Annotated in this window: 20 protein-coding genes; 6 read left to right on the forward strand and 14 right to left on the reverse strand. The window is 66.5% G+C overall.

What is annotated here, in order from left to right; genetic code table 11:
- From HMPREF2914_RS24410 to HMPREF2914_RS24425, 3 genes are all read right to left on the reverse strand, one after another.
- Nucleotides 1-1,389 (reverse strand): nitrite/sulfite reductase (locus HMPREF2914_RS24410; RefSeq protein ID WP_070702865.1); only part of this gene is annotated, 1,389 nt, incomplete at its 3' end.
- Between the two features lie 410 nt (nt 1,390-1,799).
- Nucleotides 1,800-2,027 (reverse strand): DUF2970 domain-containing protein, encoded by a 228-nt coding sequence (locus tag HMPREF2914_RS24420; RefSeq protein ID WP_003088007.1) that lies wholly within the window; start codon nt 2,025-2,027, stop codon nt 1,800-1,802.
- Nucleotides 2,028-2,091: 64 nt separating this feature from the next.
- On the reverse strand, nt 2,092-3,132 hold the full coding sequence (locus HMPREF2914_RS24425) for an RNA methyltransferase (RefSeq protein WP_023091942.1): 1,041 nt from the start codon (nt 3,130-3,132) through the stop codon (nt 2,092-2,094).
- A 37-nt stretch (nt 3,133-3,169) separates the two neighbouring features.
- On the opposite strand from HMPREF2914_RS24425, the gene HMPREF2914_RS24430 reads away from it, so the two are divergent.
- Together HMPREF2914_RS24430 and HMPREF2914_RS24435 are read left to right on the forward strand one after the other, a co-directional pair.
- Nucleotides 3,170-3,532, forward strand: a complete 363-nt coding sequence (locus HMPREF2914_RS24430; RefSeq protein WP_003122824.1) for a DUF1883 domain-containing protein — start codon at nt 3,170-3,172, stop codon at nt 3,530-3,532.
- Nucleotides 3,533-3,545: 13 nt separating this feature from the next.
- The gene (locus HMPREF2914_RS24435) at nt 3,546-4,043 is read left to right on the forward strand and encodes a prolyl-tRNA synthetase associated domain-containing protein (protein ID WP_023091941.1); all 498 of its coding nucleotides are present in this window, start codon (nt 3,546-3,548) and stop codon (nt 4,041-4,043) included.
- Between the two features lie 56 nt (nt 4,044-4,099).
- On the opposite strand, the gene HMPREF2914_RS24440 is transcribed toward HMPREF2914_RS24435, so the two are convergent.
- From HMPREF2914_RS24440 to tsi1, 4 genes are all read right to left on the reverse strand, one after another.
- Nucleotides 4,100-4,462: a YggL 50S ribosome-binding family protein gene (locus tag HMPREF2914_RS24440; RefSeq protein ID WP_003108731.1), complete on the reverse strand. Its 363-nt coding sequence runs from the start codon at nt 4,460-4,462 to the stop codon at nt 4,100-4,102.
- Between the two features lie 14 nt (nt 4,463-4,476).
- Nucleotides 4,477-8,181, reverse strand: a complete 3,705-nt coding sequence (metH, locus tag HMPREF2914_RS24445) for a methionine synthase (protein ID WP_023091940.1) — start codon at nt 8,179-8,181, stop codon at nt 4,477-4,479.
- 274 nt (nt 8,182-8,455) lie between these two features.
- Nucleotides 8,456-8,920: a type VI secretion system effector peptidoglycanhydrolase Tse1 gene (tse1, locus tag HMPREF2914_RS24450; protein ID WP_003088027.1), complete on the reverse strand. Its 465-nt coding sequence runs from the start codon at nt 8,918-8,920 to the stop codon at nt 8,456-8,458.
- 41 nt (nt 8,921-8,961) lie between these two features.
- Nucleotides 8,962-9,480, reverse strand: a complete 519-nt coding sequence (gene tsi1 / locus HMPREF2914_RS24455; RefSeq protein WP_023091939.1) for a type IV secretion system immunity protein Tsi1 — start codon at nt 9,478-9,480, stop codon at nt 8,962-8,964.
- 361 nt (nt 9,481-9,841) lie between these two features.
- On the opposite strand from tsi1, the gene HMPREF2914_RS24460 reads away from it, so the two are divergent.
- Both HMPREF2914_RS24460 and nfuA read left to right on the forward strand, forming a co-directional pair.
- Complete coding sequence (locus HMPREF2914_RS24460) at nt 9,842-12,130, forward strand: fatty acid cis/trans isomerase (protein WP_023091938.1); 2,289 nt, start codon at nt 9,842-9,844, stop codon at nt 12,128-12,130.
- A 122-nt stretch (nt 12,131-12,252) separates the two neighbouring features.
- Nucleotides 12,253-12,837 carry a Fe-S biogenesis protein NfuA gene (gene nfuA / locus HMPREF2914_RS24465; RefSeq protein ID WP_003088034.1) on the forward strand — a complete coding sequence of 195 codons (585 nt, stop codon included), beginning with the start codon at nt 12,253-12,255 and terminating at the stop codon, nt 12,835-12,837.
- A 58-nt stretch (nt 12,838-12,895) separates the two neighbouring features.
- Here the strand turns inward: nfuA and HMPREF2914_RS24470 are convergent, their stop codons facing one another.
- Genes HMPREF2914_RS24470 through HMPREF2914_RS24480 form a run of 3 tightly spaced genes read right to left on the reverse strand, consistent with a single transcriptional unit; the run spans nt 12,896 to nt 15,339 of the window.
- Nucleotides 12,896-14,065, reverse strand: a complete 1,170-nt coding sequence (locus tag HMPREF2914_RS24470) for an MFS transporter (RefSeq protein WP_023091937.1) — start codon at nt 14,063-14,065, stop codon at nt 12,896-12,898.
- A 4-nt stretch (nt 14,066-14,069) separates the two neighbouring features.
- Nucleotides 14,070-14,312, reverse strand: a complete 243-nt coding sequence (locus HMPREF2914_RS24475; RefSeq protein ID WP_003088038.1) for a DUF1272 domain-containing protein — start codon at nt 14,310-14,312, stop codon at nt 14,070-14,072.
- Between the two features lie 22 nt (nt 14,313-14,334).
- Nucleotides 14,335-15,339, reverse strand: coding sequence for a GlxA family transcriptional regulator (locus HMPREF2914_RS24480; protein WP_019486010.1), 1,005 nt, complete (start codon nt 15,337-15,339; stop codon nt 14,335-14,337).
- 248 nt (nt 15,340-15,587) lie between these two features.
- Between HMPREF2914_RS24480 and HMPREF2914_RS24485 the strand changes: the two genes are divergently transcribed.
- Nucleotides 15,588-16,793 carry a GGDEF domain-containing protein gene (locus tag HMPREF2914_RS24485; RefSeq protein WP_003132751.1) on the forward strand — a complete coding sequence of 402 codons (1,206 nt, stop codon included), beginning with the start codon at nt 15,588-15,590 and terminating at the stop codon, nt 16,791-16,793.
- A gap of 49 nt (nt 16,794-16,842) precedes the next feature.
- Here the strand turns inward: HMPREF2914_RS24485 and HMPREF2914_RS24490 are convergent, their stop codons facing one another.
- On the reverse strand, nt 16,843-17,118 hold the full coding sequence (locus HMPREF2914_RS24490; RefSeq protein WP_003098204.1) for a hypothetical protein: 276 nt from the start codon (nt 17,116-17,118) through the stop codon (nt 16,843-16,845).
- A gap of 284 nt (nt 17,119-17,402) precedes the next feature.
- On the opposite strand from HMPREF2914_RS24490, the gene HMPREF2914_RS24495 reads away from it, so the two are divergent.
- A complete protein-coding gene (locus HMPREF2914_RS24495; RefSeq protein ID WP_003108721.1) occupies nt 17,403-18,266 on the forward strand; it encodes a LysR family transcriptional regulator in 864 nt (287 codons plus the stop codon).
- On the opposite strand, the gene HMPREF2914_RS24500 is transcribed toward HMPREF2914_RS24495, so the two are convergent.
- The 3 genes from HMPREF2914_RS24500 to HMPREF2914_RS24510 all read right to left on the reverse strand — a co-directional run.
- Nucleotides 18,254-19,411 (reverse strand): CBS domain-containing protein, encoded by a 1,158-nt coding sequence (locus tag HMPREF2914_RS24500; protein ID WP_003139903.1) that lies wholly within the window; start codon nt 19,409-19,411, stop codon nt 18,254-18,256. The genes HMPREF2914_RS24495 and HMPREF2914_RS24500 overlap by 13 nt on opposite strands.
- A 91-nt stretch (nt 19,412-19,502) precedes the next feature.
- Nucleotides 19,503-19,724, reverse strand: a complete 222-nt coding sequence (locus HMPREF2914_RS24505) for a hypothetical protein (protein WP_003108719.1) — start codon at nt 19,722-19,724, stop codon at nt 19,503-19,505.
- Between the two features lie 2 nt (nt 19,725-19,726).
- Nucleotides 19,727-20,199, reverse strand: a 473-nt coding sequence (locus HMPREF2914_RS24510; protein WP_177344134.1) for a cbb3-type cytochrome c oxidase subunit I, incomplete at its 5' end; no start/stop codon positions are given.

Genomic DNA, 20,199 nt, shown 5'->3' on the forward strand with positions numbered 1-20,199 from the left:
GCCGCAGGCGTTCATGCAGCCGGAGATGTTCAGGTCGATGTCGCCGATGTCGAACAGGTAGTCGAGGTTGTCGAAGCGGCGCTGGATGGCCTCGGCGATCGGGATCGACTTGGCGTTGGCCAGGGAGCAGAAGTCACCGCCCGGGCAGCAGATGATGTCGGTCAGCAGGCCGACGTTGGGGGTGGCGAAGCCCAGTTCGCGGAGTTCGCCCCAGAGGGCGAAGAGTTCGCCCTGCTCGACGTCGGCGAGAATGATGTTCTGGTTATGGCTGTTGCGCACCTCGCCGAAGCTGTAGCGGTCGGCGAGATCGGCGATGGCCTCCAGCTGTTTGTCGGTGACGTCTCCCGGCGCGGTGCCGGTGGGCTTCAGCGAGAGCGTCACGGCGACGTAGCCGGGCTTCTTGTGGGCGAAGGTGTTGCGTGCGCGCCAGCGGGCGAAGCCGGGGTGCTCCGCGTCGAGCCGGGCGAGGGATTCATCGAGGTCGTCGAGGGCCTTGTAGGCCGGATCGACGAAATGCGCGGCGACGCGCTGGACTTCCGCCTCGGTGAGGGTGCTCGGTCCGTCCTTGAGGTTGGCCCATTCGGCCTCGACGCGCTCGGCGAAGACTTCCGGGGTCAGTGCCTTGACCAGGATCTTGATCCGCGCCTTGTACTTGTTGTCGCGCCGGCCATAGCGGTTGTAGACGCGCAGGATGGCATCCAGGTAGCCGAGCAGGTGCTGCCAGGGCAGGAATTCGTTGATGAAGCTGCCGACGATCGGGGTCCGGCCCAGGCCGCCGCCGACCGAGACGCGGAAGCCGAGCTGGCCGGCCTCGTTCTTCACCGCCTCCAGGCCGATGTCGTGCACCTCGATGGCGGCACGGTCGCTCACCGCGCCGTTCACCGCGATCTTGAACTTGCGCGGCAGGTGGGCGAACTCGGGGTGGAAGGTCGACCATTGGCGGATGATCTCGCACCAGGGGCGCGGGTCCACCAACTCGTCGCGGGCGACGCCGGCGAACTGGTCGGTGGTGGTGTTGCGGATGCAGTTGCCGCTGGTCTGGATCGCGTGCATCTGCACGGTGGCCAGTTCGGCGAGGATTTCCGGCACGTCTTCCAGCTCCGGCCAGTTGAACTGCACGTTCTGCCGGGTGCTGATGTGGGCGTAGCCCTTGTCGTAGTCGCGGGCGATCTGCGCCAGCTTGCGCAGTTGGCGCGAGGAGAGCAGGCCATAGGGAACGGCGATGCGCAGCATCGGGGCATAGCGCTGGATGTAGAGACCGTTCTGCAGGCGCAGCGGGCGGAACTCCTCACCGGTCAATTCACCCGCCAGGTAACGGCGGGTCTGGTCGCGGAACTGCTTGACGCGGTCCTCGACGATCCGTTGGTCGTACTCGTCGTATACGTACATGAATATTCCTGCTGTCAGGCTATGCGGCTTACTGCGTTAACCAGCGCGCACGGCTACGCGCTCCACGCGGAGTGGGCGCACGATACCAGTTCATATTTATGCGTAAAAGTGATGTTTGAGTATATGGTAAGAACCAAAAAGACTAAGTCGCCAGGCAAGCATAACCGCTTCGCAACGGCGCCTTTCTTGAGCGATGGGCGGCGCTGGTCTTAACTGGAGAGTGCCTTTCGATGTCTTCGTCCCGATACCCACAAGAAACAGGGGGAGTCATGAGCGAGCCGAGCAAAACCCAGGAAAACCGCGACAGCGTGGTCGACGCCCGCGCGGCCTTCGTCCTGATCCTGCTGGTGGTGGCTACCGCGGTGTTCTGGGTCAGCCACCAGTGAAAGCCCGCCTCGGCGGCGCAGAGGTCACAGGCCGCTGAGGCTCAGCACCAGTTTCACGATCCCGGCCAGCAACAGCACGAACACCAGGGTGAAGAGCAGGCCCAGCATGATGAAGTGCACGGGCTTGCCGTGGCTGAAGTCGCGGGCGCGGTTTCGCCCGCTCTGTACGCCGAAGGCGGCAGCCATCACGCTATGCAGCATCTGCCAGAAGGTCGGCGGCTTCTGGTTCGGTTCTTCCGTCTCGATACCCATCGGTGGTCCTCCCTTTTCCATACCTGCCCTGAGAGTCTAGACCCTTGGCGGGAGGAGGGTGGCTTCAGGCCTGGCGGGCGGGGATGCGCCGTTCCGCCGTGCCCTGCGTGGCCCTGGCGCGCAGTTGCCCGCAGCCGCCGTCGATGTCCTGGCCGGCCGAGTTGCGCACCTTGGTCAGCACGCCGCGGCTGTGCAGGTAGCGCACCAGCTCGACGATCCGCTCCCCGCTCGGGCGCCGGTAGGCGTCGCCGTCCATGCTGTTGTAGGGGATCAGGTTCATCACCGCGAAGCGGCCCTTGAGCAGGCGCAGGATGCCGTCCATTTCCTCCAGGCTGTCGTTGATCCCTTCGAGCAGGGTCCATTGGTACTGGATCGGATAGTCGACCCGGCGGGCGTAGGCCTCGCCGGCTTCCACCAGTTCTTCCGGGCTCAGCGGCGGCGCCTTGGGCAACAGTTGCCGGCGCAGTTCGGCGCGGGTGCTGTGCAGGGACAGGGCGAGGGCGGGCTTCACCCGTTGCCGGGGCAGGCGCTCGAACACGCGGGGATCGCCGACGGTGGAGAACACCAGGTTCTTGTGGCCGATGCCGCCATCGGTGCCGAGCAGGTCGATGGCTTCGAGGACGTTGTCGAGGTTGTGCGCCGGCTCGCCCATGCCCATGAACACCACTTTCTTCACCGCTCGCCGACGCCGCGCCAGGACCACCTGGGCGACCATCTCCAGGCTGCCGACCTGGCGCAGCAGGCCGCTGCGGCCGGTCATGCAGAACACGCAGCCGACCGCGCAGCCGACCTGGGTCGAGACGCACAGCCCGCCGCGCGGCAGCAGCACGCTTTCCACCATCTGCCGGTCGGCCAGTTCCACCAGCAGGCGCGACGAGCCGTCGCTCGCCGGATGCTCGCTGTGCAGGCGGGCGATGCCTTCCAGTTCCGCGGCGACCTGCGGCAGGCCATGGCGTACGCTCAGCGGCAGGAAGTCCTCGGCCGGCTGGCGGGCGGTGCAGGCATCGAGGGCGCGGCCTTGCAGCCAGGCGCGGACGATCCTCCCGCGATGCAGGGGCTTGGCGCCGAGATCGGCGAGGCGCTGGTGGAGGTCTTGGCTACGCATGGGGCGCGCATCCTACCATTGCCCGTCATGAGGCGGTATGGCCGGCGCCGACGTGCTATCGTTGCGCTCCGCTCCACCGCAGCAACGGAACCGTTCCATGAAATTCGTCCACCAGCGCGAACACCTCAACGAAGACGACATCGTGGTCATCGAGTGTTCGCAGCAATGCAATATCCGCCTGATGAACGACGCCAATTTCCGCAGTTTCAAGAATGGCGGGCGGCATAGCTACCATGGCGGCGCCTTCGACCGCTTCCCGGCGAAGATCAAGGTGCCCAGCACCGGGTTCTGGAACATCACCATCGATACCGTGACCCGGCGCCCGATCAGCGTGACGCGCAAGCCGAACTTCAAGTGGTCGATCAAGTTCGTGCGCCGTTCCGGTTCGCAGTTCACCTGAGGGCGCGCGTCCCATGAGTGCGAAAATGGACGAGCAGGCGCTTCTGGCGTTGCTCCGCGAGCTGGCCATCGACAGCCAGCGGGTCGAGCATCCGGCGATCGCCTCCATCGAGGAATATTACGCGCAGGGCATCGAATTGCCCGACCAGGGCATCAAGAACCTGTTCCTGCGCAACCGCAAGGGTACTCGCCACTACCTGGTGCTGCTCGACGAGCGCAAGGAGGCCAACCTGCCGGGCATCGCCGAACAGATCGGCGAAAGCCGCCTGTCGTTCGCCTCGGTCGAGCGCCTGCGCGAATACCTCGGCGTCGAACTGGGCTGCGTGACGCCTTTCGCGCTGGTCAACGATCCGCGGCACAGGGTCGAGGTGTTGCTCGACGATGCCATTCGCCAGGACCAGTTGCTCGGTTTCCACCCGTTGGTGAATACCGCCACCGAGTGCATCCGCTACGCAGACCTGCTGGCCTTTCTCGCCCACACGGGGCATGAACCGCGCCTGATCCGGGTGTAGGTCGCAGCTTCGCGCCTGCTGGCGCCAGGCCAGGCCAGGTCATGCCGGCGCCGGTTTCACTCGAAGAAGTTGTGCCAGCAGTCGCTCAACGGGCCGACCTCGAAGGTCTTGCACCAGGGTTGGGCTTCCAGCCACAGGCGGGCGCTTTCCCGGTCCGCTTCGTCCAGGCTGCCGACCCGCGCCAGGCACAGGTAGCCGCTGATCTCCGCCTGTTCCGGCGAGCCTCCGCCGCCGAACACCCAGCCCTGGGCCTCGACGAAGTCGATCAGATGGTCCAGCGCATCGTCGTGGGAGAGGGCGCTGCGGTCGTAGGTCAGTTCGAAGCTGAAGCCGAACTCCTGGAACTCGCCCAGGCGCAGTTTCTTGCGCAGGCGGCGCTTGCGCGGCTTTTCCATCTGCTCGGGAGTGAGGAATTTCATCGTCGCCTTCCTGGTCAGTCATCGTAGCCAAGGTTCGGCGCCAGCCAGCGCTCGCTGACGCTGGCTTCCTGGCCCTTGCGCTGGCTGTAGCGTTCCACCTGGTCCTTGTCGATCTTGCCGACCGCGAAGTACTGCGCCTGCGGGTGGGCGAAATACCAACCGCTGACCGCCGCGGCGGGGAACATCGCGTAGTGCTCGGTCAGGCTGACGCCGGACAGGCCCTGCGGATCGAGCAGTTCGAACAGGGTGCCTTTCTCGGTATGGTCGGGGCAGGCCGGGTAGCCCGGTGCCGGGCGGATGCCGACGTATTGCTCCTTGATCAAGGCCTCGTTGTCGAGGTGCTCGTCGCGGGCGTAGCCCCAGTACTCCTTGCGCACCCGCTCGTGCAGCCACTCGGCGCAGGCTTCGGCGAGGCGGTCGGCGAGCGCCTTGACCATGATGCTGTTGTAGTCGTCGCCCTTGGCTTCGTACGCCTTGGCCACTTCCTCGGCGCCGATCCCGGCGGTGGTGATGAAGCCGCCGATGTAGTCGCGCACGCCGCTTTCCTTCGGCGCGACGAAATCGGCCAGCGACAGGTTCGGCTTGCCGTCCGGCTTGATCGTCTGCTGCCGCAGGTGGTGCAGGGTGGCGAGGGTCTCGCCATCGGCGCCGTAGACCTCCAGGTCGTCGTGCTCGACCTGGTTGGCCGGCCAGAAGCCGAACACCGCGCGGGCCTTGATCAGCTTCTCGTCGATCAGCTTCTTCAGCATCGCCTGGGCGTCGTTGAACAACGAGGTGGCGGCCTCGCCGACCACCTCGTCGGTGAGGATGCGCGGGTACTTGCCGGCCAGGTCCCAGGAAATGAAGAACGGCGTCCAGTCGATGTACTCGGCGAGCACCGCGAGGTCGATCTCGTCGAGCACCCTGACGCCGGTGAAGGAAGGCGTCGGCGCCTGGTAGCCGGCCCAGTCGAACGCTGGCTTGTTGGCGATCGCCTGTTCGTAGCTCAGCCGCTCGGTGCGGGCGCTGCGGTTGGCCGTGCGTTCGCGGACCACCGCGTAGTCGGCGCGGGTGCGGGCCACGTAGTCGGCCTTCAGCTCCTTGGACAGCAGGCTGGTGGCCACGCCTACCGCGCGCGAGGCGTCGGTGACGTAGACCACCGCGTCGTTGCTGTACTGCGGATCGATCTTCACCGCGGTATGCGCCTTCGAGGTGGTGGCGCCGCCGATCATCAGCGGCAACTGGAAATTCTGCCGCTGCATTTCCTTGGCGACGTGGACCATCTCGTCCAGCGACGGCGTGATCAGGCCGGACAGGCCGATGATGTCGCATTTCTCGGCGATGGCGGTCTGCAGGATCTTCTCCGCCGGCACCATCACGCCGAGGTCGACCACGTCATAGCCGTTGCAGCCGAGCACCACGCCGACGATGTTCTTGCCGATGTCGTGCACGTCGCCCTTCACCGTGGCCATCAGGATCTTGCCCTTGGCTTCCGGCTTGTCGCCTTTCTCCGCCTCGATGAAGGGAATCAGGTGGGCTACCGCCTGCTTCATCACTCGCGCAGACTTGACCACCTGCGGGAGGAACATCTTGCCGGCGCCGAACAGGTCGCCGACCACGTTCATCCCGGACATCAGCGGACCTTCGATGACCTCGATGGGGCGCGCGCACTGCTGGCGGCATTCCTCGGTGTCCTCGACGATCCAGGTGGTGATGCCCTTGACCAGCGCATGCTCGAGGCGCTTCTCGACGCTGTAGCTGCGCCATTCCTCGTCCTCGGCCTCCTTGACCGCGCCGCCGCCCTTGTAGTCGTCGGCGATCGCCAGCAGGGCCTCGGTGGCCTCGGGCGTGCGGTTGAGCACCACGTCCTCGACCCGGTCGCGCAGCGCTTTCGGAATCTCGTCGTAGATTTCCAGCTGGCCGGCGTTGACGATGCCCATGGTCAGGCCGTTGCGGATCGCGTAGTAGAGGAACACCGAGTGGATCGCCTCGCGCACCGGGTTGTTGCCGCGGAACGAGAAGGACACGTTGGACACCCCGCCCGAGCTGAGGGCGTAGGGCAGGTGGTCGCGGATGTAGGCGCAGGCGTTGATGAAATCGACCGCGTAGTTGTTGTGTTCCTCGATGCCGGTGGCGATGGCGAAGATGTTCGCGTCGAAGATGATGTCTTCCGGCGGGAAGCCGACTTCGTCGACCAGGATGTCGTAGGAGCGCTTGCAGATTTCTTCCTTGCGCGCCTGGGTGTCGGCCTGGCCGTCCTCGTCGAATGCCATCACCACCACCGCGGCGCCGTAGCGCTTGCACAGGCGGGCATGGTGCTTGAAGGCCTCGACGCCTTCCTTCATCGAGATCGAGTTGACGATGCCCTTGCCCTGGATGCACTTGAGGCCGGCCTCGATCACCTCCCACTTGGAGGAGTCGATCATGATCGGCACGCGCGAGATGTCGGGCTCGGAGGCGATCAGGTTGAGGAAGGTGACCATGGCCGCCTTCGAGTCCAGCATGCCTTCGTCCATGTTGATGTCGATCACCTGGGCGCCGGCTTCCACCTGCTGCTGGGCGACCTCGAGAGCTTCCGCGTAGTTTTCCTCGCGGATCAGCCGGGCGAACTTGGCCGAGCCGGTGATGTTGGTGCGCTCGCCGACGTTGACGAACAGCGAGCTGCGGTCGATGGTGAACGGCTCCAGGCCGGACAGGCGGCAGGCCCGGGGAATCTCCGGGATGGCCCGCGGCGGGTACTTGGCCACCGCCTTGGCGATCGCCTCGATGTGCGCCGGGGTGGTGCCGCAGCAGCCGCCGACGATATTGAGGAAGCCGGCGGCGGCGAATTCCTCGACCACCACGGCCATTTCCGCCGGCGATTCGTCGTATTCGCCGAAGGCGTTCGGCAGGCCGGCGTTGGGGTGGGCCGAGACATGGGTGTCGGCCTTGGTCGACAGTTCCTCGATGTACGGCCGCAATTCCTTGGCGCCGAGGGCGCAGTTCAGGCCTACCGAGATCGGCCGGGCATGCCGCACCGAGTTCCAGAAGGCCTCGGTGGTCTGGCCCGACAGGGTGCGGCCGGAGGCGTCGGTGATGGTCCCGGAGATCATGATCGGCAGCTCCACGCCGAGTTCCTCGAACACGCCCTGGACGGCGAAGATCGCCGCCTTGGCATTGAGGGTGTCGAAGATGGTCTCGATCAGGATCAGGTCGGCGCCGCCCTCGATCAGGCCGCGGGTCGCCTCGACGTAGTTCTCCACCAGCTCGTCGAAGGTGACGTTGCGATAGCCGGGGTTGTTCACGTCCGGGGAAATCGAGCAGGTGCGGCTGGTCGGGCCGAGCACGCCGGCGACGAAGCGCGGCTTGTCCGGGGTCTCGGCGCTCTTCGCGTCCGCCACCTGGCGGGCCAGGCGCGCCCCTTCGACGTTGAGTTCGTAGGCCAGCGACTGCATGCCGTAGTCGGCCTGGGACACCTGGGTGGCGTTGAAGGTATTGGTCTCGAGGATGTCGGCGCCGGCGTCGAGGTAGGCCTTCTCGATGGCCTGGATCACGTCCGGGCGGCTCAGCAGCAAGAGGTCGTTGTTGCCTTTCACGTCGCTCGGCCAGTCGGCGAAGCGCTCGCCGCGGTAGTCGGCCTCTTCCAGCTTGTAGCTCTGGATCATGGTGCCCATGCCGCCATCGAGGATCAGGATACGTTCCCTGAGGGCGTGCTGGAGGGCTTGCAGGCGGGCGCTGCGATCGGTGAGCGGGCTGGACATGGATGGACCTGGCGTCAGTGGGCGGAAAGGTGAAAAGCATAACAAAGGCAGGGGCTTTCCGACCGGGGGTGGCTGGACCATGAATTTCATTCAAGTTGAAGGATGTTCATCCGCGGGCCGGAAAAGCCCCTGGCGCCGTTTTGTCGCAGCATACGGGCGGAATGCGGAGGTCGGAGTGCGCAGGCGGGCGGCGAAGGGGCGGGCGAGTGGAGTCGGGATGCTCGTGGGGAATCGTGCTGCGAATGAGTCTGGCTCATTCGCAGCACGGCCTGAATCAACTGGCCCTGGGCAGGCTGCAACTGGCCAGGGAGTAGACGTAGTAGTTGAGGCGGTCGCGGTCGGTGCGATTCCATACCTGGCCGACCGACTTCAGGCCCTGGCTCTGGCCGACCGCTCCGGCGATGCTGCCGCACCAGCACATCGGGTACTTCTGCCGATACAGCGGACCGCTGATGACCACCGCGACGTGCCCGTAGGTGCGGCCCTTCAGGCCGGCGATCACCAGGAAGCCCTGGGCCGCCTTCTGCGCGGCCTCGGCGCCGGAGGCGAGCTTGGTCCAGCTCTGCTCCAGGCCGTCGACCATGGCGTTGGCGTTGCCGCGGGGCATCGGTACGCCCAGCTCGGCGGCCACCGACTGGACGAAGCCGGAACAGTTGTCCTTGTTCGGGGTGCCGGCCAGGTAGCTCTTGTCCCAGCTGTTCTTGCAGGCGTTGACGATGCATTGATCGAGACTGTCCATGTATCACCTATGCGTGTCGATAAGGGGCGCTCCGGCCCGGATCATTTCTTTGCGGTCTGGCAGAACGGCGCGAGCGAACGCGTCACGATCTTCGCGCAGCTGTCGACGGATTCGCCCGAGCATTTCTCACCCAGGCGCAGCCCGTCCTTGTCCACCGCCCAGCGCTGGCCGGAGATGTCCTCGCGGTGCACCACCTTGCAGGTGGCGCTGTCGTAGGACACCAGCTCGGCGCTGGAGCCGCTGAATTCATGCATCAGCACGCGCCGGCCGTCCTGGCTCAGGAACACGCCGCCGCGCGACCAGATGCCGCCGTCCTCTATGCGGCAATCGTTGCCGCTGTCGCGGTCGGCCAGGTAGACCGGCGGTTCGGGAAAGGCATCGGGGTTTTCGTCGTTGGGATCCTCGTTGCTGAACATCACGCGGACGTGCTCGTCCTCGCCGCCGAACATGTTCGGCGAGCCGAACTGGGGCACGATTTCCAGCTGGGTGAAAGTACAGTCCGCCGCCTGGGCCGAAAGGCTCAGGAAGAGAGCGGCGAAGCTGCCGGCGAGCAGTTTCATGGGGCGGGTTCTCCGTTGGGCCGCCAGGGCGGCGAAAGGATGGACCAGGCCGCGCCGGGCGCGAACGGAAGCGCCGCCTGGCGACAGCAGGCGGAAAGCGGCGAGAAGGGGACGTGGGGCGCACGCGAACGGGCGCGGATGGGGCGCGGCGAGTCGAAACATATCCCTGTTTCCTCGAAGTCATCGTCCTTGATCGCCAGGGCGGGCCTGGGAGCCCGGCTAGCATACGTGGCGGCCGAAGCCGGTGGAATGCTGGCGAAATGGCGGCTCACGCCCGGGGCGAGTTCGCCCACCGTTGTGAAAGTGCGGCGCAGAGAGGCGGGTTTGCTAGAATCGCCCGTCGCCGAGTGAGGAGTGGTTCATGTTGCCAAGACCGTTGGTTGGGTTGGCCTTCGTTTTGTCGTCTTTTATCCAGTCTGTTTCCGCTGCTGAAATTTCCTATAGCCGTGACGTCCAGCCGATCTTTACCGCCAAGTGCGTCGCCTGCCACGCCTGCTACGATTCGCCCTGCCAGCTCAACCTGAGCAGCGCCGAGGGCGCGCAGCGCGGCGCCAACCAACTGCCGGTCTACGACGGCACGCGGACCAAGGCGCAGGAAACCACCCGCCTGTACCTCGATGCGCACGGTGCCGACGCCTGGCGGCGCAAGGACTTCTGGTCGGTGCTCGAACCGCAGGACGGCCAGGCCGCACTGATGGCGCGGATGCTCGAGCTTGGCCACAGCCAGCCGTTGCAGCCGAATGCGAAGATCCCCGAAGGCCTGGACATTTCGATCAACCGCGCCAACCAGTGCCCGACGCCGGCCAGCATCGATGCGTTCATCCGCAAGAACCCAGGTTCCGGCATGCCTTTCGCGGTGGCCGGGCTGAGCGACGACGAATACGCCACTTTGCAGAAGTGGCTGGCCGCGGGCGCCCCGGTCGACCAGCAGCCGTTGCGGCCGACCGCCGCCGAGGCGCGCCAGGTGGCCAGCTGGGAGCGTTTCCTCAACCAGCCTGGGGCCAAGCAGAGCCTGGTCTCGCGCTGGCTCTACGAGCACCTGTTCCTGGCGCACCTGTATTTCCCGGAACAGGGCGCGCCCGGCCACTTCTTCCAGCTGGTGCGTTCACGCACGCCCAGCGGCCAGCCGATCGACCCGATCCCGACCCGGCGTCCCAACGACGATCCGGGCAACAGCTTCTATTACCGCCTCTGGCCGATCCAGGGCGTGATCGTCCACAAGACGCACATCACCTATCCGCTGACGGCGAAGAAGCTGGAACGCGTCCAGGAGCTGTTCTTCGGCACCCAGTGGAACACCGACAAGGTTCCCGGCTACGGCGTGCAGAGCCGCGCCAACCCGTTCGTCACCTTCGCCGCGATCCCGCCACGGGCGCGCTACCAGTTCATGCTGGACAACGCCGAGTACTTCACCCGTACCTTCATCCGCGGGCCGGTGTGCCGTGGACAGATCGCCACCGACGTGATCCGCGACAACTTCTGGGTGGTATTCCAGGACCCCGAGCAGGACCTGTTCGTCACCGACGCCAACTTCCGCGCGCAGAGCGAGCCGCTGCTGGCCTTGCCGGGGCAGATCGACGAGCTGAAGAACCTGCTCGGCCTGTGGAGCGCCTACCGGGACAAGCGCAACGAGTACGAAGACCTGCGCCAGGACGTCTACGCCGACGCGCCGCCGCCGACCTGGAACACGATCTGGCACGGCAACGACAACGCCCTGCTGAGCATCTTCCGCCAGTTCGACAGCGCCTCGGTGCGCAAGGGCCTGCTTGGCGAGGTACCGCAGACCCTGTGGCTGATGGACTACCCGCTGTTCGAGCGAACCTACTACGGGCTGGTGGTGAACTTCGATGTCTTCGGCAACGTCTCGCACCAGGCGCAGACGCGCCTGTACTTCGACCTGATCCGCAACGGCGCCGAGCAGAACTTCCTCCGCTTGATGCCGGTCGACGCGCGCCAGCCGTTGCTCGACGACTGGTACCAGAACAGCGGCAAGCTGAAGATGTGGATGGACTACCAGGCCTTCGACGATGACACGCCGAGCGCGCTGGGATTGCCGGAGAAGCAGCCGAAGAAGGCCTTCGCCGAAGAACTGCTGCGTCGCTACGGCGACCTCAATGCGCGCCCCGACCCGATCAACCGCTGCCTGGACGGCAACTGCTATCGACCGGGCATCGACCGCGAACTGCAGGACGCCGAGCAGGCCTTCAGTCGCCTGGTCAGCCGGCCGGCGGCCGGCCTCAAGGTCATCGAGCGCTTCCCCGAGGCGACCATGCTGCGGATACGTACGTCCAGCGGCAAGCGCGAGGTCTATACCGTGCTGCGCAATCGCGCGCACAGCAATGTCGCCTTCATGCTCGGCGAGTCGCTGCGCTACCAGCCGGGCCTGGACACCCTGACGATCTACCCGGGCGTGCTGTCCAGCTACCCGAACTTCATGTTCGATCTGCCGGCGACGGATGCCGAGGCCTTCGTCGGCGCCCTGGAGGCGGCGAAGAGTAGCGAGGACTTCGACAAGGTGGTCGAACGCTGGGGCGTGCGCCGCAGCAATCCGCGGTTCTGGAGCTACTTCCACGATCTCGAGGCGTACATCCGCGAAACCGAGCCGGTCGAGGCGGGCGCGCTGGACATGAATCGCTACGAGAACCTCTGAGTCTCGCGACCCGCTCCGCAAGGGGCGGGTCGGTTATCGCGAATTATTCCTACTAATTTACTAGGGCTTTATCCGCAAGTACCGATTGGCGTAAACTGTCGGCATATTTGCGAGGAGTTGCCATGAGCGCCATCACCATTACCGAAGCTGCCCAAGCGTATCTGGCCGAGTTGCTGGAGAAGCAGAGCACCCCGGGTATCGGCATTCGTATCTTCATCACCCAGCCGGGTACCCAGTACGCGGAAACCTGCATCGCCTACTGCAAGCCGGGCGAGGAAAAGGTCGAGGACACCGCCATCGCCCTGAAGGACTTCACTGCCTGGATCGATGCGGTCAGCGAGCCCTTCCTCGAAGACGCGGTGGTGGACTACGCCACCGACCGCATGGGCGGCCAGTTGACCATCAAGGCGCCGAACGCCAAGGTGCCGATGGTCAACGAGGACAGCCCGATCACCGAACGCATCAACTACTACCTGCAGACCGAGATCAATCCCGGCCTGGCCAGCCACGGCGGACAGGTGAGCCTGGTCGACGTGGTCGAGGACAACATCGCCGTGTTGCGTTTCGGCGGTGGTTGCCAGGGCTGCGGGATGGTCGACATGACCCTCAAGGATGGCGTCGAGAAGACCCTGATCGAGCGTATTCCCGAACTGAAGGGCGTGCGCGACGTGACCGACCACAGCAACAAGGAGAACGCCTACTACTGAGGCGTTTCCGTAAAGCAGAAGAGGCGACCGCAAGGTCGCCTTTTTCGTTGCCGGCGTTTCAGCGCGACAGTATCCGCGTTCGCCGTACCGGCCAGAGCAGTGCCAGCGCCACCAGCAGCGCCGGCCAGACCAGCAGGTTCACCGCGTTCCAGCCAAGGCTGGTGATCAGGGCGCCGGAGCCGAACGACATCAGCGCCGCCACCAGGCTGTTGCCTTGCTCCATCAATCCTTGCGCGGCGCCGCGCTCGCTTTCGGCGTGGCCCTCGCCGAGCAGGGTGGTGCCGGCGATGAGCATCAGGTTCCAGCCGCTGCCCAGGGCCAGCGAACTGAGCAGGAAATGCGTGACCGACTGCCCGTCCAGGGCGATGCCGGCACTTGCGGCGAGCAGGAACGCGCCGAGCAGGGCGACGCGACGGTTGCCGATGCGGTCGACCAGCGCTCCGGCGAAGAACGCCGGAAGGAACATTCCCAGCACGTGCCACTGGATGACCCGACTCGACTGTTCCAGCGGCAGGCCGCAGAAGCTCATGGCCAGCGGCGTGGCGTTCATGATCAGGATCATCAACCCGTGTCCGGCCGCGGTGCAGGCGATGGCCGCGCGGACCACCGGCCGCCGCAACAGGCCGCCTATGTCGCGCCAGGCGAGCCGTGCCGGGCGTGGCGCCTGGCCTTCGCGGAGCAGGGCCATCAGCAGCAGGCCGGCGAGGGCCAGCACGGCGATCAGCAGATAGGCGCCGACGAAGGGCTGGGCCAGCGCGTTGCGCGACCACAGCGCCAGGCTCGGCGCCAGCAGCGCGGCGAGTACCCCGCCGGCGAGCACGTAGGCGCTGGCGCGGCCTTTCCGCCCGGCATCCACCGCCTCCAGCGCGGCGAACCGGTAGTACATGGCCGAGGCCTGGTAGACCCCGATGCCCAGCGCGCCGAGACAGAACCAGAGGAAATCGCCAGTCCAGACACCGGCGGCGCAGACCAGACCGCCGAGCACGCCGCCGCCGGCGCCGAGCATCAGCCCGGGACGTCGGCCGTGGCGCTGCATGAAGTGCGACAACGGCTGCACCGCCAGCAGGTTGCCCAGCACCAGCAGGGCCAGGGGCAGGGTGGCCAGGCTGTTCAACGGCGCCAGCTGGACGCCGACCAGCGCGGTCAGGGTTATGCCGATCAGCGAACAGGACCAGTACAGGGCCTGGCCGCAGAACAGCAGGAGCAGGGTCGGGTTGCGTAGCAGCATGGCGTCACTCCGGACAACCGCCGGGCCTGACGACGCGCCGGCTGGAGGCGGGCTGACGGACCAGCGCATCCCGCGGACGCCTTGGCCGGGCCAGCAGTTCGCCGCCGCAGTTCGGGCATTGGCCGCCCAGGCGGGTCGTCGCGCAATCGCGGCAGAAGGTGCACTCGAAGGTGCAGATCAGCGCGTCGCCGCTGTCGCCGGGCAGGTCGCGGTCGCAGCACTCGCAGTTGGGGCGCAGTTCCAGCATGGGAAGGTCCTCGGTGGGAGCGTCAGGCCAGCATGCCGAAGCGTTCGGCGTATTCCTGGGGGCTGACCGAAAGATGCTTGTGGAACGTCCGCCGGAGGTTTTCCGGATGGCCGAAGCCGCACAGCCGGGACACCGTGGCGATCGATGCCTGGGCGTCCTGCAGCAGGGCGCGCGCGGCCTCCAGGCGAACCCGCTCGACGTAGCGACCGGGCGCCACGCCCAGTTCCTGGAGAAATACCCGGGACAGCGTACGCGGGCTCATGCAGGCCCGGTCGGCGAGGACTTCCAGGGACAGGTCGCCGGCGAGGTTGGCGGGAATCCACTCCAGCAGCGCGGCCAGGCGCGGGGTGCGGCTCGGTTCCGGGGTCAGCCAGGCGCTGAACTGGGCCTGGCCGCCAGGACGCTTGAGGAACATCACCAGGCGTCGCGCGACGCTGAGCGCCAGGCTGCGGCCGAGGTCGGCCTCGACCAGCGCCAGGGCCAGGTCGATTCCCGCCGTGACGCCGGCCGAGGTGAAGATGTGGGCGTCGCCGTCGCGGCACTGCGGGTCGTAGGTGTGCAGGCGGTCGCCTTGCACATGGACGCCGGGAAACCCCTGGCGCAGCGTCGCCACGTCGGCCCAGTGGGTGGTCGCCGGGTGCCCGTCGAGCACCCCGGCGGCGGCCAGGATCAGCGCTCCCGAACACACCGAGCCGAGCCGCCGTATGCGCGGTTCGGCGGCTTTCAGCCAGGCGAGCAGGTCGGCGTTGCGGGTCTGCGCCTCGACACCGAGGCCGCCGGGCACCAACAGGGTGTCCAGGCTTTCCGGCGGACAGTCGCGCCAGGCGAGGTCGGCGCAGATGCGGATGCCCGCGGAACTGGGCACCGCTTCGCTACGCTCGCCGAGCACCTGTATCCGGTAGAAAGGCGGCAGACCCTGGCGCTGGCGTTCGACGTTGGCCGAGGCGAATACCTGCAGCGGTCCGGTCACGTCCAGGCTCATCACGTCGGGATAGATCAGGCAGGCAATCAGGCGTGGTTCGGGCATGGCATGACCTCATGGCGATGGCGGCAGTCTGGCGTCCTTCGGACCTGGCCGCAATGCCAGTTGGCCCACGGATCTTGCCATTCGCTCGCCGGGGCGTCCCGCTGCGCCGATGGCTGGTATCGCCTCGGCACGCCGCATGCCCTATTGTCTGGTAACGGGTGATGGCTTTTTGACTCATCGCTGTAGAGGCGCCAGGGTATTGTCGTCCAGGCCTGTTCCAGCGTTCGGTCCGAGGTAGGGGAGTCAGCATGCTTGCACGCGACGGCCTGGTACAGGCTGGTCTGCCGGATAATCCGTATGCGCGCCAGTTGCGCAACGGTTTTCGTTGGTTGCGGTTCGAAAAGGAGCTGGAAAACGAGTTTCGCGAGTTTCTCAGCTGGAATTCGCTGATGCAGCGGCGCGCTGCCATCGGGGTGGCGTTCCTGATCTGGACGCTGTTCATCGTGGCCGACTGGTTGATGGTGGACATCCGCCTGCATCCCAACCTGTTCGAGCAACTGCTGGGCGTGCGCCTGGGAATGATCGGCCTGCTGCTGGTGGTCTGGCCGGCGGCCTTCCTGCCCAGCCTGCGCAAGGTCGGCGATGCCATCGCGCCCTACTGCCTGCTGCTGATCAACCTGGCGGTGCTGGCCTGCGACGTGCTGTTCGAGTGGCATGGGGTGCCGCGCTTCACCCAGCTGGGTGCGACCCTGGGCATCCTCGCGGTGTTCTTCCCGCTCGGCCTGGCGTTCTGGGCCTGCGTGCGCCTGGCGTTGCTGTGCCTGGCCCTGAACCTGGCGGTATTCCTGCTCTTCGGCGGCGAAGAGAACCTGCGCACCAACCTGCTGAATACGCTCTACAACGGCCTGGTGGTCCTGATCTGTTCGTTCGCCCTGTACCTGCAGGACTACGCCCAGCGCGAGCAGTTCCTCGGCCGGCGGCTGCTGGGCATGATGGCCGAACAGGACAGCCTCACCGGCCTGGTCAACCGGCGCTACTACGAGCTGCTCGCCCAGCGGGCCCTGGAGCAGGGCGCCCGCGAGGAAAAGGGGGTGGCGCTGATCCTGGTGGATGTCGACGACTTCAAGGCCTACAACGACCACTACGGGCATCCGGCCGGCGATGCCGCCCTGCGCCAGCTTGGCGTCGTGCTCCGGCAGGGCGCGCGGCGGCCGCTGGATATCGCCGCGCGCCTGGGCGGGGAGGAGTTCGCCGTGTTGCTCTACGACAGCGAGGAGGGCAACACCCTGGCCATCGCCGAGCGCCTGCGGCAGGCGGTGGAGGCGCTGGGCATCGAGCACCTGGGCTCCAGCGCCGGCCCCTGCCTGACCATCAGCCTGGGGGTGGCCTATTCGACCTCAGGCATGGGCCTGGACGCGCTCTATCGTGAGGCCGATCGTGCGCTCTACGAGGCCAAGGATGCAGGGCGCAACGCGGTGCGCGTGGCGTTCCGGCAGCACGACCGCCTCGAATAGAGGAAACGAAAAAAGGCGCCCGTGGGCGCCTTTCGTCGTATGGAGCGGCTCAGCCTTGGCTGGGCATACTCCAGTCCTGCAGGTTGTAGCCGTTGTGGCTGAGTTCTTCGCGTGCCTGTTGCAGCAGGCCGGCAAGCTGCTCCGGATCGGAGTAGGCGGAGCTCGGAATGCGTGCACGGCCCAGCAGGCGGGTGCCGGTGCGATCGACTACGGACAGGCTCAGGCCGCCGTCACTGCCTAGCTCGGACCAGGCAACGCACTGGTATGGCTGGAAGGCGCGCCCGGTGATCAGCAAAGCCTCGTTGAAACGGAGCGTAGCGTTCATGGGAGTCGGTCTCTCTCGTTCATGTCTGTGTGGAACATGGGTGGCGCTTCCCGGCTCCACCGTGTTCGGTCACGCTAACTGATGCTTTCGAAAGCGAAAAAGTCACGGCGTGGCGCGTTTGTGCAACAGGTTGTCGCTTTTTCGAAGGGTTTAGGCGTGCCGAAGCGGTTAGGCGCGGTGTTTTGTCGCAGATTTCCAGGAGCGCGGCCAGGCCGCCTTGCGCTCGCCGCCCGCGCCTGCACAGCCTAGAATGGCGGCCCACCTGTGGCAGCGGACCGCTTCGCATGGATATCGACCTCGCCCGTACCTTCCTGGAGATCGCCCGCAGCGGTAGTTTCGTCGCTGCCGCGGAACGCCTGCACCTGACCCAGACGGCCGTCACCGCGCGCATCCAGAACCTCGAAGGGCAACTCGGCTGCCGGCTGTTCGTGCGCAACCGCGCGGGCGCGCGCCTGACCGCCGACGGCGAACACTTCCTCGGCTACGCCAGCCAACTGGTGCAGACCTGGGATGCGGCGCGACGCGACCTGCCGCTGCCGGACGGCTTCCGCAACCTGCTCAACCTCGGTGGCGAGGTCAGCCTGTGCAATCCGTTGCTGCTGAACTGGATGCGGCGCCTGCGCGAGGCGATTCCCGGCCACGCCGTGCGGGTCGAGATCGGCCAGGGCGCCGACCTGCTCAAGCAACTGGAGCAGGGCGCGCTGGACGCCGCGCTGGTCTACCAGCCGGAATACTGGCCAGGGCTGCAGGTCGAGCAGTTGCTGGAGGAGAAGCTGGTGATGGTGCGTTCCGTGGTATCCGCGGAGCCTTATCTCTATGTCGACTGGGGCCCGGATTTCCGCAGCCAGCACGATGCCGCGCTGCCGGACCGGGCCAAGGCCGCGCTGGCCTGCAACCTCGGGCCGCTGGCCCTGCAGTACATCATGCAGAACGGCGGTAGCGGCTATTTCCGTACCCGGGTGGTGAGCAGCTACCTGGATGGCGGCACCCTGCAACGGGTCGAGCAGGCGCCGGAGTTCGCCTACCCCACCTACCTGGTGTACTCCCGCGAGCGCCTGTCGCCGACCCTGCGCCATGCGTTCCAGTTGCTGCGCGAAGTGGTCCGCGAGGACAGCGACTGGTCGCAGCGCTGGGACTACGTGATCTGATCGGCCTGGCCCAGGTGCTGCAGCCAGTTGCGGTAGAGCGCGGCGATCAGGTCGGTCTGGCTGACGATGCCGACCAGGTAGCCGGCTTCGTTGAGCACCGGCAGGCAGTGCAGGCCTTCGTCGGATAGCAGCGAGACCAGCTCGACGGCGTGGGTGTCGGCCTGTACGCAGACCACCGGGGTGGTCATGATCGTCTTCAGCTTGGTCCCGCGCAGGAAGCGCAGGCGCTTGAACGGGCTGCCGTCGGGGCGGAAGTGCTTGAGCAGGTCGCTCTGGGTGACGATGCCGGCCAGCCGCCGATGCTCGTCGAGCACCGGCAGGGCCTTCAGGCGGTGGTCCTGCAACTGCTTCCAGGCGTCGTCGATGAAGGTCTCGGTGCTGGCGGTCTGCACGTCGCGGGACATGATCCGTGCCGCGGTCAGCTCGCCCATGCGCCGGCGCAAGGCGTAGCGCTCGGTATGGTGGATCAGTCGCTCGAGGTCGTCGCGGGTGATGTCGACGTATTCGCCGAAGTCTTGCAGCGCCTGGTCCAGGTCCCGGGCGGAGAAGTCCGTTCGCGCGCTCGGCGCCAGGTCGCGGGTGCCATGGAGATTGGCCCGCGGCGGCTGGTAGGGGCGCGGGTAGGGAGAGCGCATCAGGTTGTTGTAGAGCAGCGCGCAGCCGATCAGCACCAGGGTGGAGAGCAGGATCGGCCAGACCACGTCGATGCCGAGTTCGCTCAGGGACGGGTTGAGGGCCACGCTCAGGGCCAGCGCGCAGCTCGGCGGATGCAGGCAGCGCAGGGCGAACATCAGCAGCATGCCGAGGGCCATGCCGACCAGGGCCGGGGCCAGTTCGTGCCCGAACCAGTAGGCGCTGAGGCCGCCGGCCAGGGCGGCGACCAGGTTGCCGCCGAGCATCGACCAGGGTTGCGCCAGGGGGCTGGAGGCGAGGGCGAACAGTAGTACGGCGGATGCGCCGAGCGGCGCTGCCAGGCGCAGCGCCAGTTCGCTGCCGAACAACGCCTGGCAGGCGAATACCGCGGCGAGCGCGCCGATGCAGGCACCGAGTCCGGCGCGCAGGCAGTCGCGCGGTCGAGCGTTCAGGGTCAGGGGGCGGAAGCCTTTCAGCCAGGTGCGTACGGCGGTGCTGGGGGAGTCGTTCATGGAACTCTTCGAAGCGAAAGAAAGGGGCCGTTGCCGGCCCCGCAAGGCACTTTCGTGCTGGAGGCATCCATCCCTGGATGATGGAGTCGGTTCAGGCGAGGAACGGCGGGCCGGCGGCCTCGCGGGATTCCTCGAGGGGGCGGACCACCTGCCGGCAGATCTTGCCGGTATCCCGGGCGACCCGGCGGGCGGCCTCGGGATCGTCGGCGAACGGCAGCAGGGCGGCCTGCTCGCGTTCCTCGCGGGTACTGCCGGCGAGGCTGAGTGCGAGGCCGAGTACCAGGGTGGAGAGGCACAGCAGGGACAACAGCATGTTCAGGCCCCCTGGCTGGCCGCCAGGACCGGCTGCCGCTGCTCCTGCGCGCTGCGCAGGGTCCGCCAGGTGTTGTAGGCCATCAGCAGCATGCCGCTGGCGAAGGTGGCGCCGCCGAGCAGGCGCACCACGTAGCCCGGATGGCTGGCCACCAGCGCCTCGACGAACGAGTAGGTGAGCGTGCCGTCCTCGTTGATCGCCCGCCACATCAGGCCCTGGGTGATGCCATTGACCCACATCGAGGCGATGTACAGCACGGTGCCGATGGTGGCCAGCCAGAAGTGCGCGTTGATCAGGCCGACGCTGTGCATCCGCTCGCGGCCCCAGAGTTTCGGGATCATGTGGTAGAGCGTGCCGATGGAGATCATCGCCACCCAGCCGAGGGCGCCGGCGTGGACATGGCCGATGGTCCAGTCGGTGTAGTGGGACAGCGAGTTGACCGTCTTGATCGCCATCATCGGGCCTTCGAAGGTGG

This window comes from Pseudomonas sp. HMSC067G02 (assembly GCF_001813485.1).
Taxonomy (GTDB): domain Bacteria; phylum Pseudomonadota; class Gammaproteobacteria; order Pseudomonadales; family Pseudomonadaceae; genus Pseudomonas; species Pseudomonas aeruginosa.

Bases quoted from the DNA above. Each gene is read 5' to 3' on its own strand.
- HMPREF2914_RS24420 (WP_003088007.1), bottom strand. From the start codon at position 2,027: ATGGGTATCGAGACGGAAGAACCGAACCAGAAGCCGCCGACCTTCTGG.
- HMPREF2914_RS24425 (WP_023091942.1), bottom strand. From the start codon at position 3,132: ATGCGTAGCCAAGACCTCCACCAGCGCCTCGCCGATCTCGGCGCCAAG.
- HMPREF2914_RS24430 (WP_003122824.1), top strand. From the start codon at position 3,170: ATGGCCGGCGCCGACGTGCTATCGTTGCGCTCCGCTCCACCGCAGCAA.
- HMPREF2914_RS24435 (WP_023091941.1), top strand. From the start codon at position 3,546: ATGAGTGCGAAAATGGACGAGCAGGCGCTTCTGGCGTTGCTCCGCGAG.
- HMPREF2914_RS24440 (WP_003108731.1), bottom strand. From the start codon at position 4,462: ATGAAATTCCTCACTCCCGAGCAGATGGAAAAGCCGCGCAAGCGCCGC.
- metH (WP_023091940.1), bottom strand. From the start codon at position 8,181: ATGTCCAGCCCGCTCACCGATCGCAGCGCCCGCCTGCAAGCCCTCCAG.
- tse1 (WP_003088027.1), bottom strand. From the start codon at position 8,920: ATGGACAGTCTCGATCAATGCATCGTCAACGCCTGCAAGAACAGCTGG.
- tsi1 (WP_023091939.1), bottom strand. From the start codon at position 9,480: ATGAAACTGCTCGCCGGCAGCTTCGCCGCTCTCTTCCTGAGCCTTTCG.
- HMPREF2914_RS24460 (WP_023091938.1), top strand. From the start codon at position 9,842: ATGTTGCCAAGACCGTTGGTTGGGTTGGCCTTCGTTTTGTCGTCTTTT.
- nfuA (WP_003088034.1), top strand. From the start codon at position 12,253: ATGAGCGCCATCACCATTACCGAAGCTGCCCAAGCGTATCTGGCCGAG.
- HMPREF2914_RS24470 (WP_023091937.1), bottom strand. From the start codon at position 14,065: ATGCTGCTACGCAACCCGACCCTGCTCCTGCTGTTCTGCGGCCAGGCC.
- HMPREF2914_RS24475 (WP_003088038.1), bottom strand. From the start codon at position 14,312: ATGCTGGAACTGCGCCCCAACTGCGAGTGCTGCGACCGCGACCTGCCC.
- HMPREF2914_RS24480 (WP_019486010.1), bottom strand. From the start codon at position 15,339: ATGCCCGAACCACGCCTGATTGCCTGCCTGATCTATCCCGACGTGATG.
- HMPREF2914_RS24485 (WP_003132751.1), top strand. From the start codon at position 15,588: ATGCTTGCACGCGACGGCCTGGTACAGGCTGGTCTGCCGGATAATCCG.
- HMPREF2914_RS24490 (WP_003098204.1), bottom strand. From the start codon at position 17,118: ATGAACGCTACGCTCCGTTTCAACGAGGCTTTGCTGATCACCGGGCGC.
- HMPREF2914_RS24495 (WP_003108721.1), top strand. From the start codon at position 17,403: ATGGATATCGACCTCGCCCGTACCTTCCTGGAGATCGCCCGCAGCGGT.
- HMPREF2914_RS24500 (WP_003139903.1), bottom strand. From the start codon at position 19,411: ATGAACGACTCCCCCAGCACCGCCGTACGCACCTGGCTGAAAGGCTTC.
- HMPREF2914_RS24505 (WP_003108719.1), bottom strand. From the start codon at position 19,724: ATGCTGTTGTCCCTGCTGTGCCTCTCCACCCTGGTACTCGGCCTCGCA.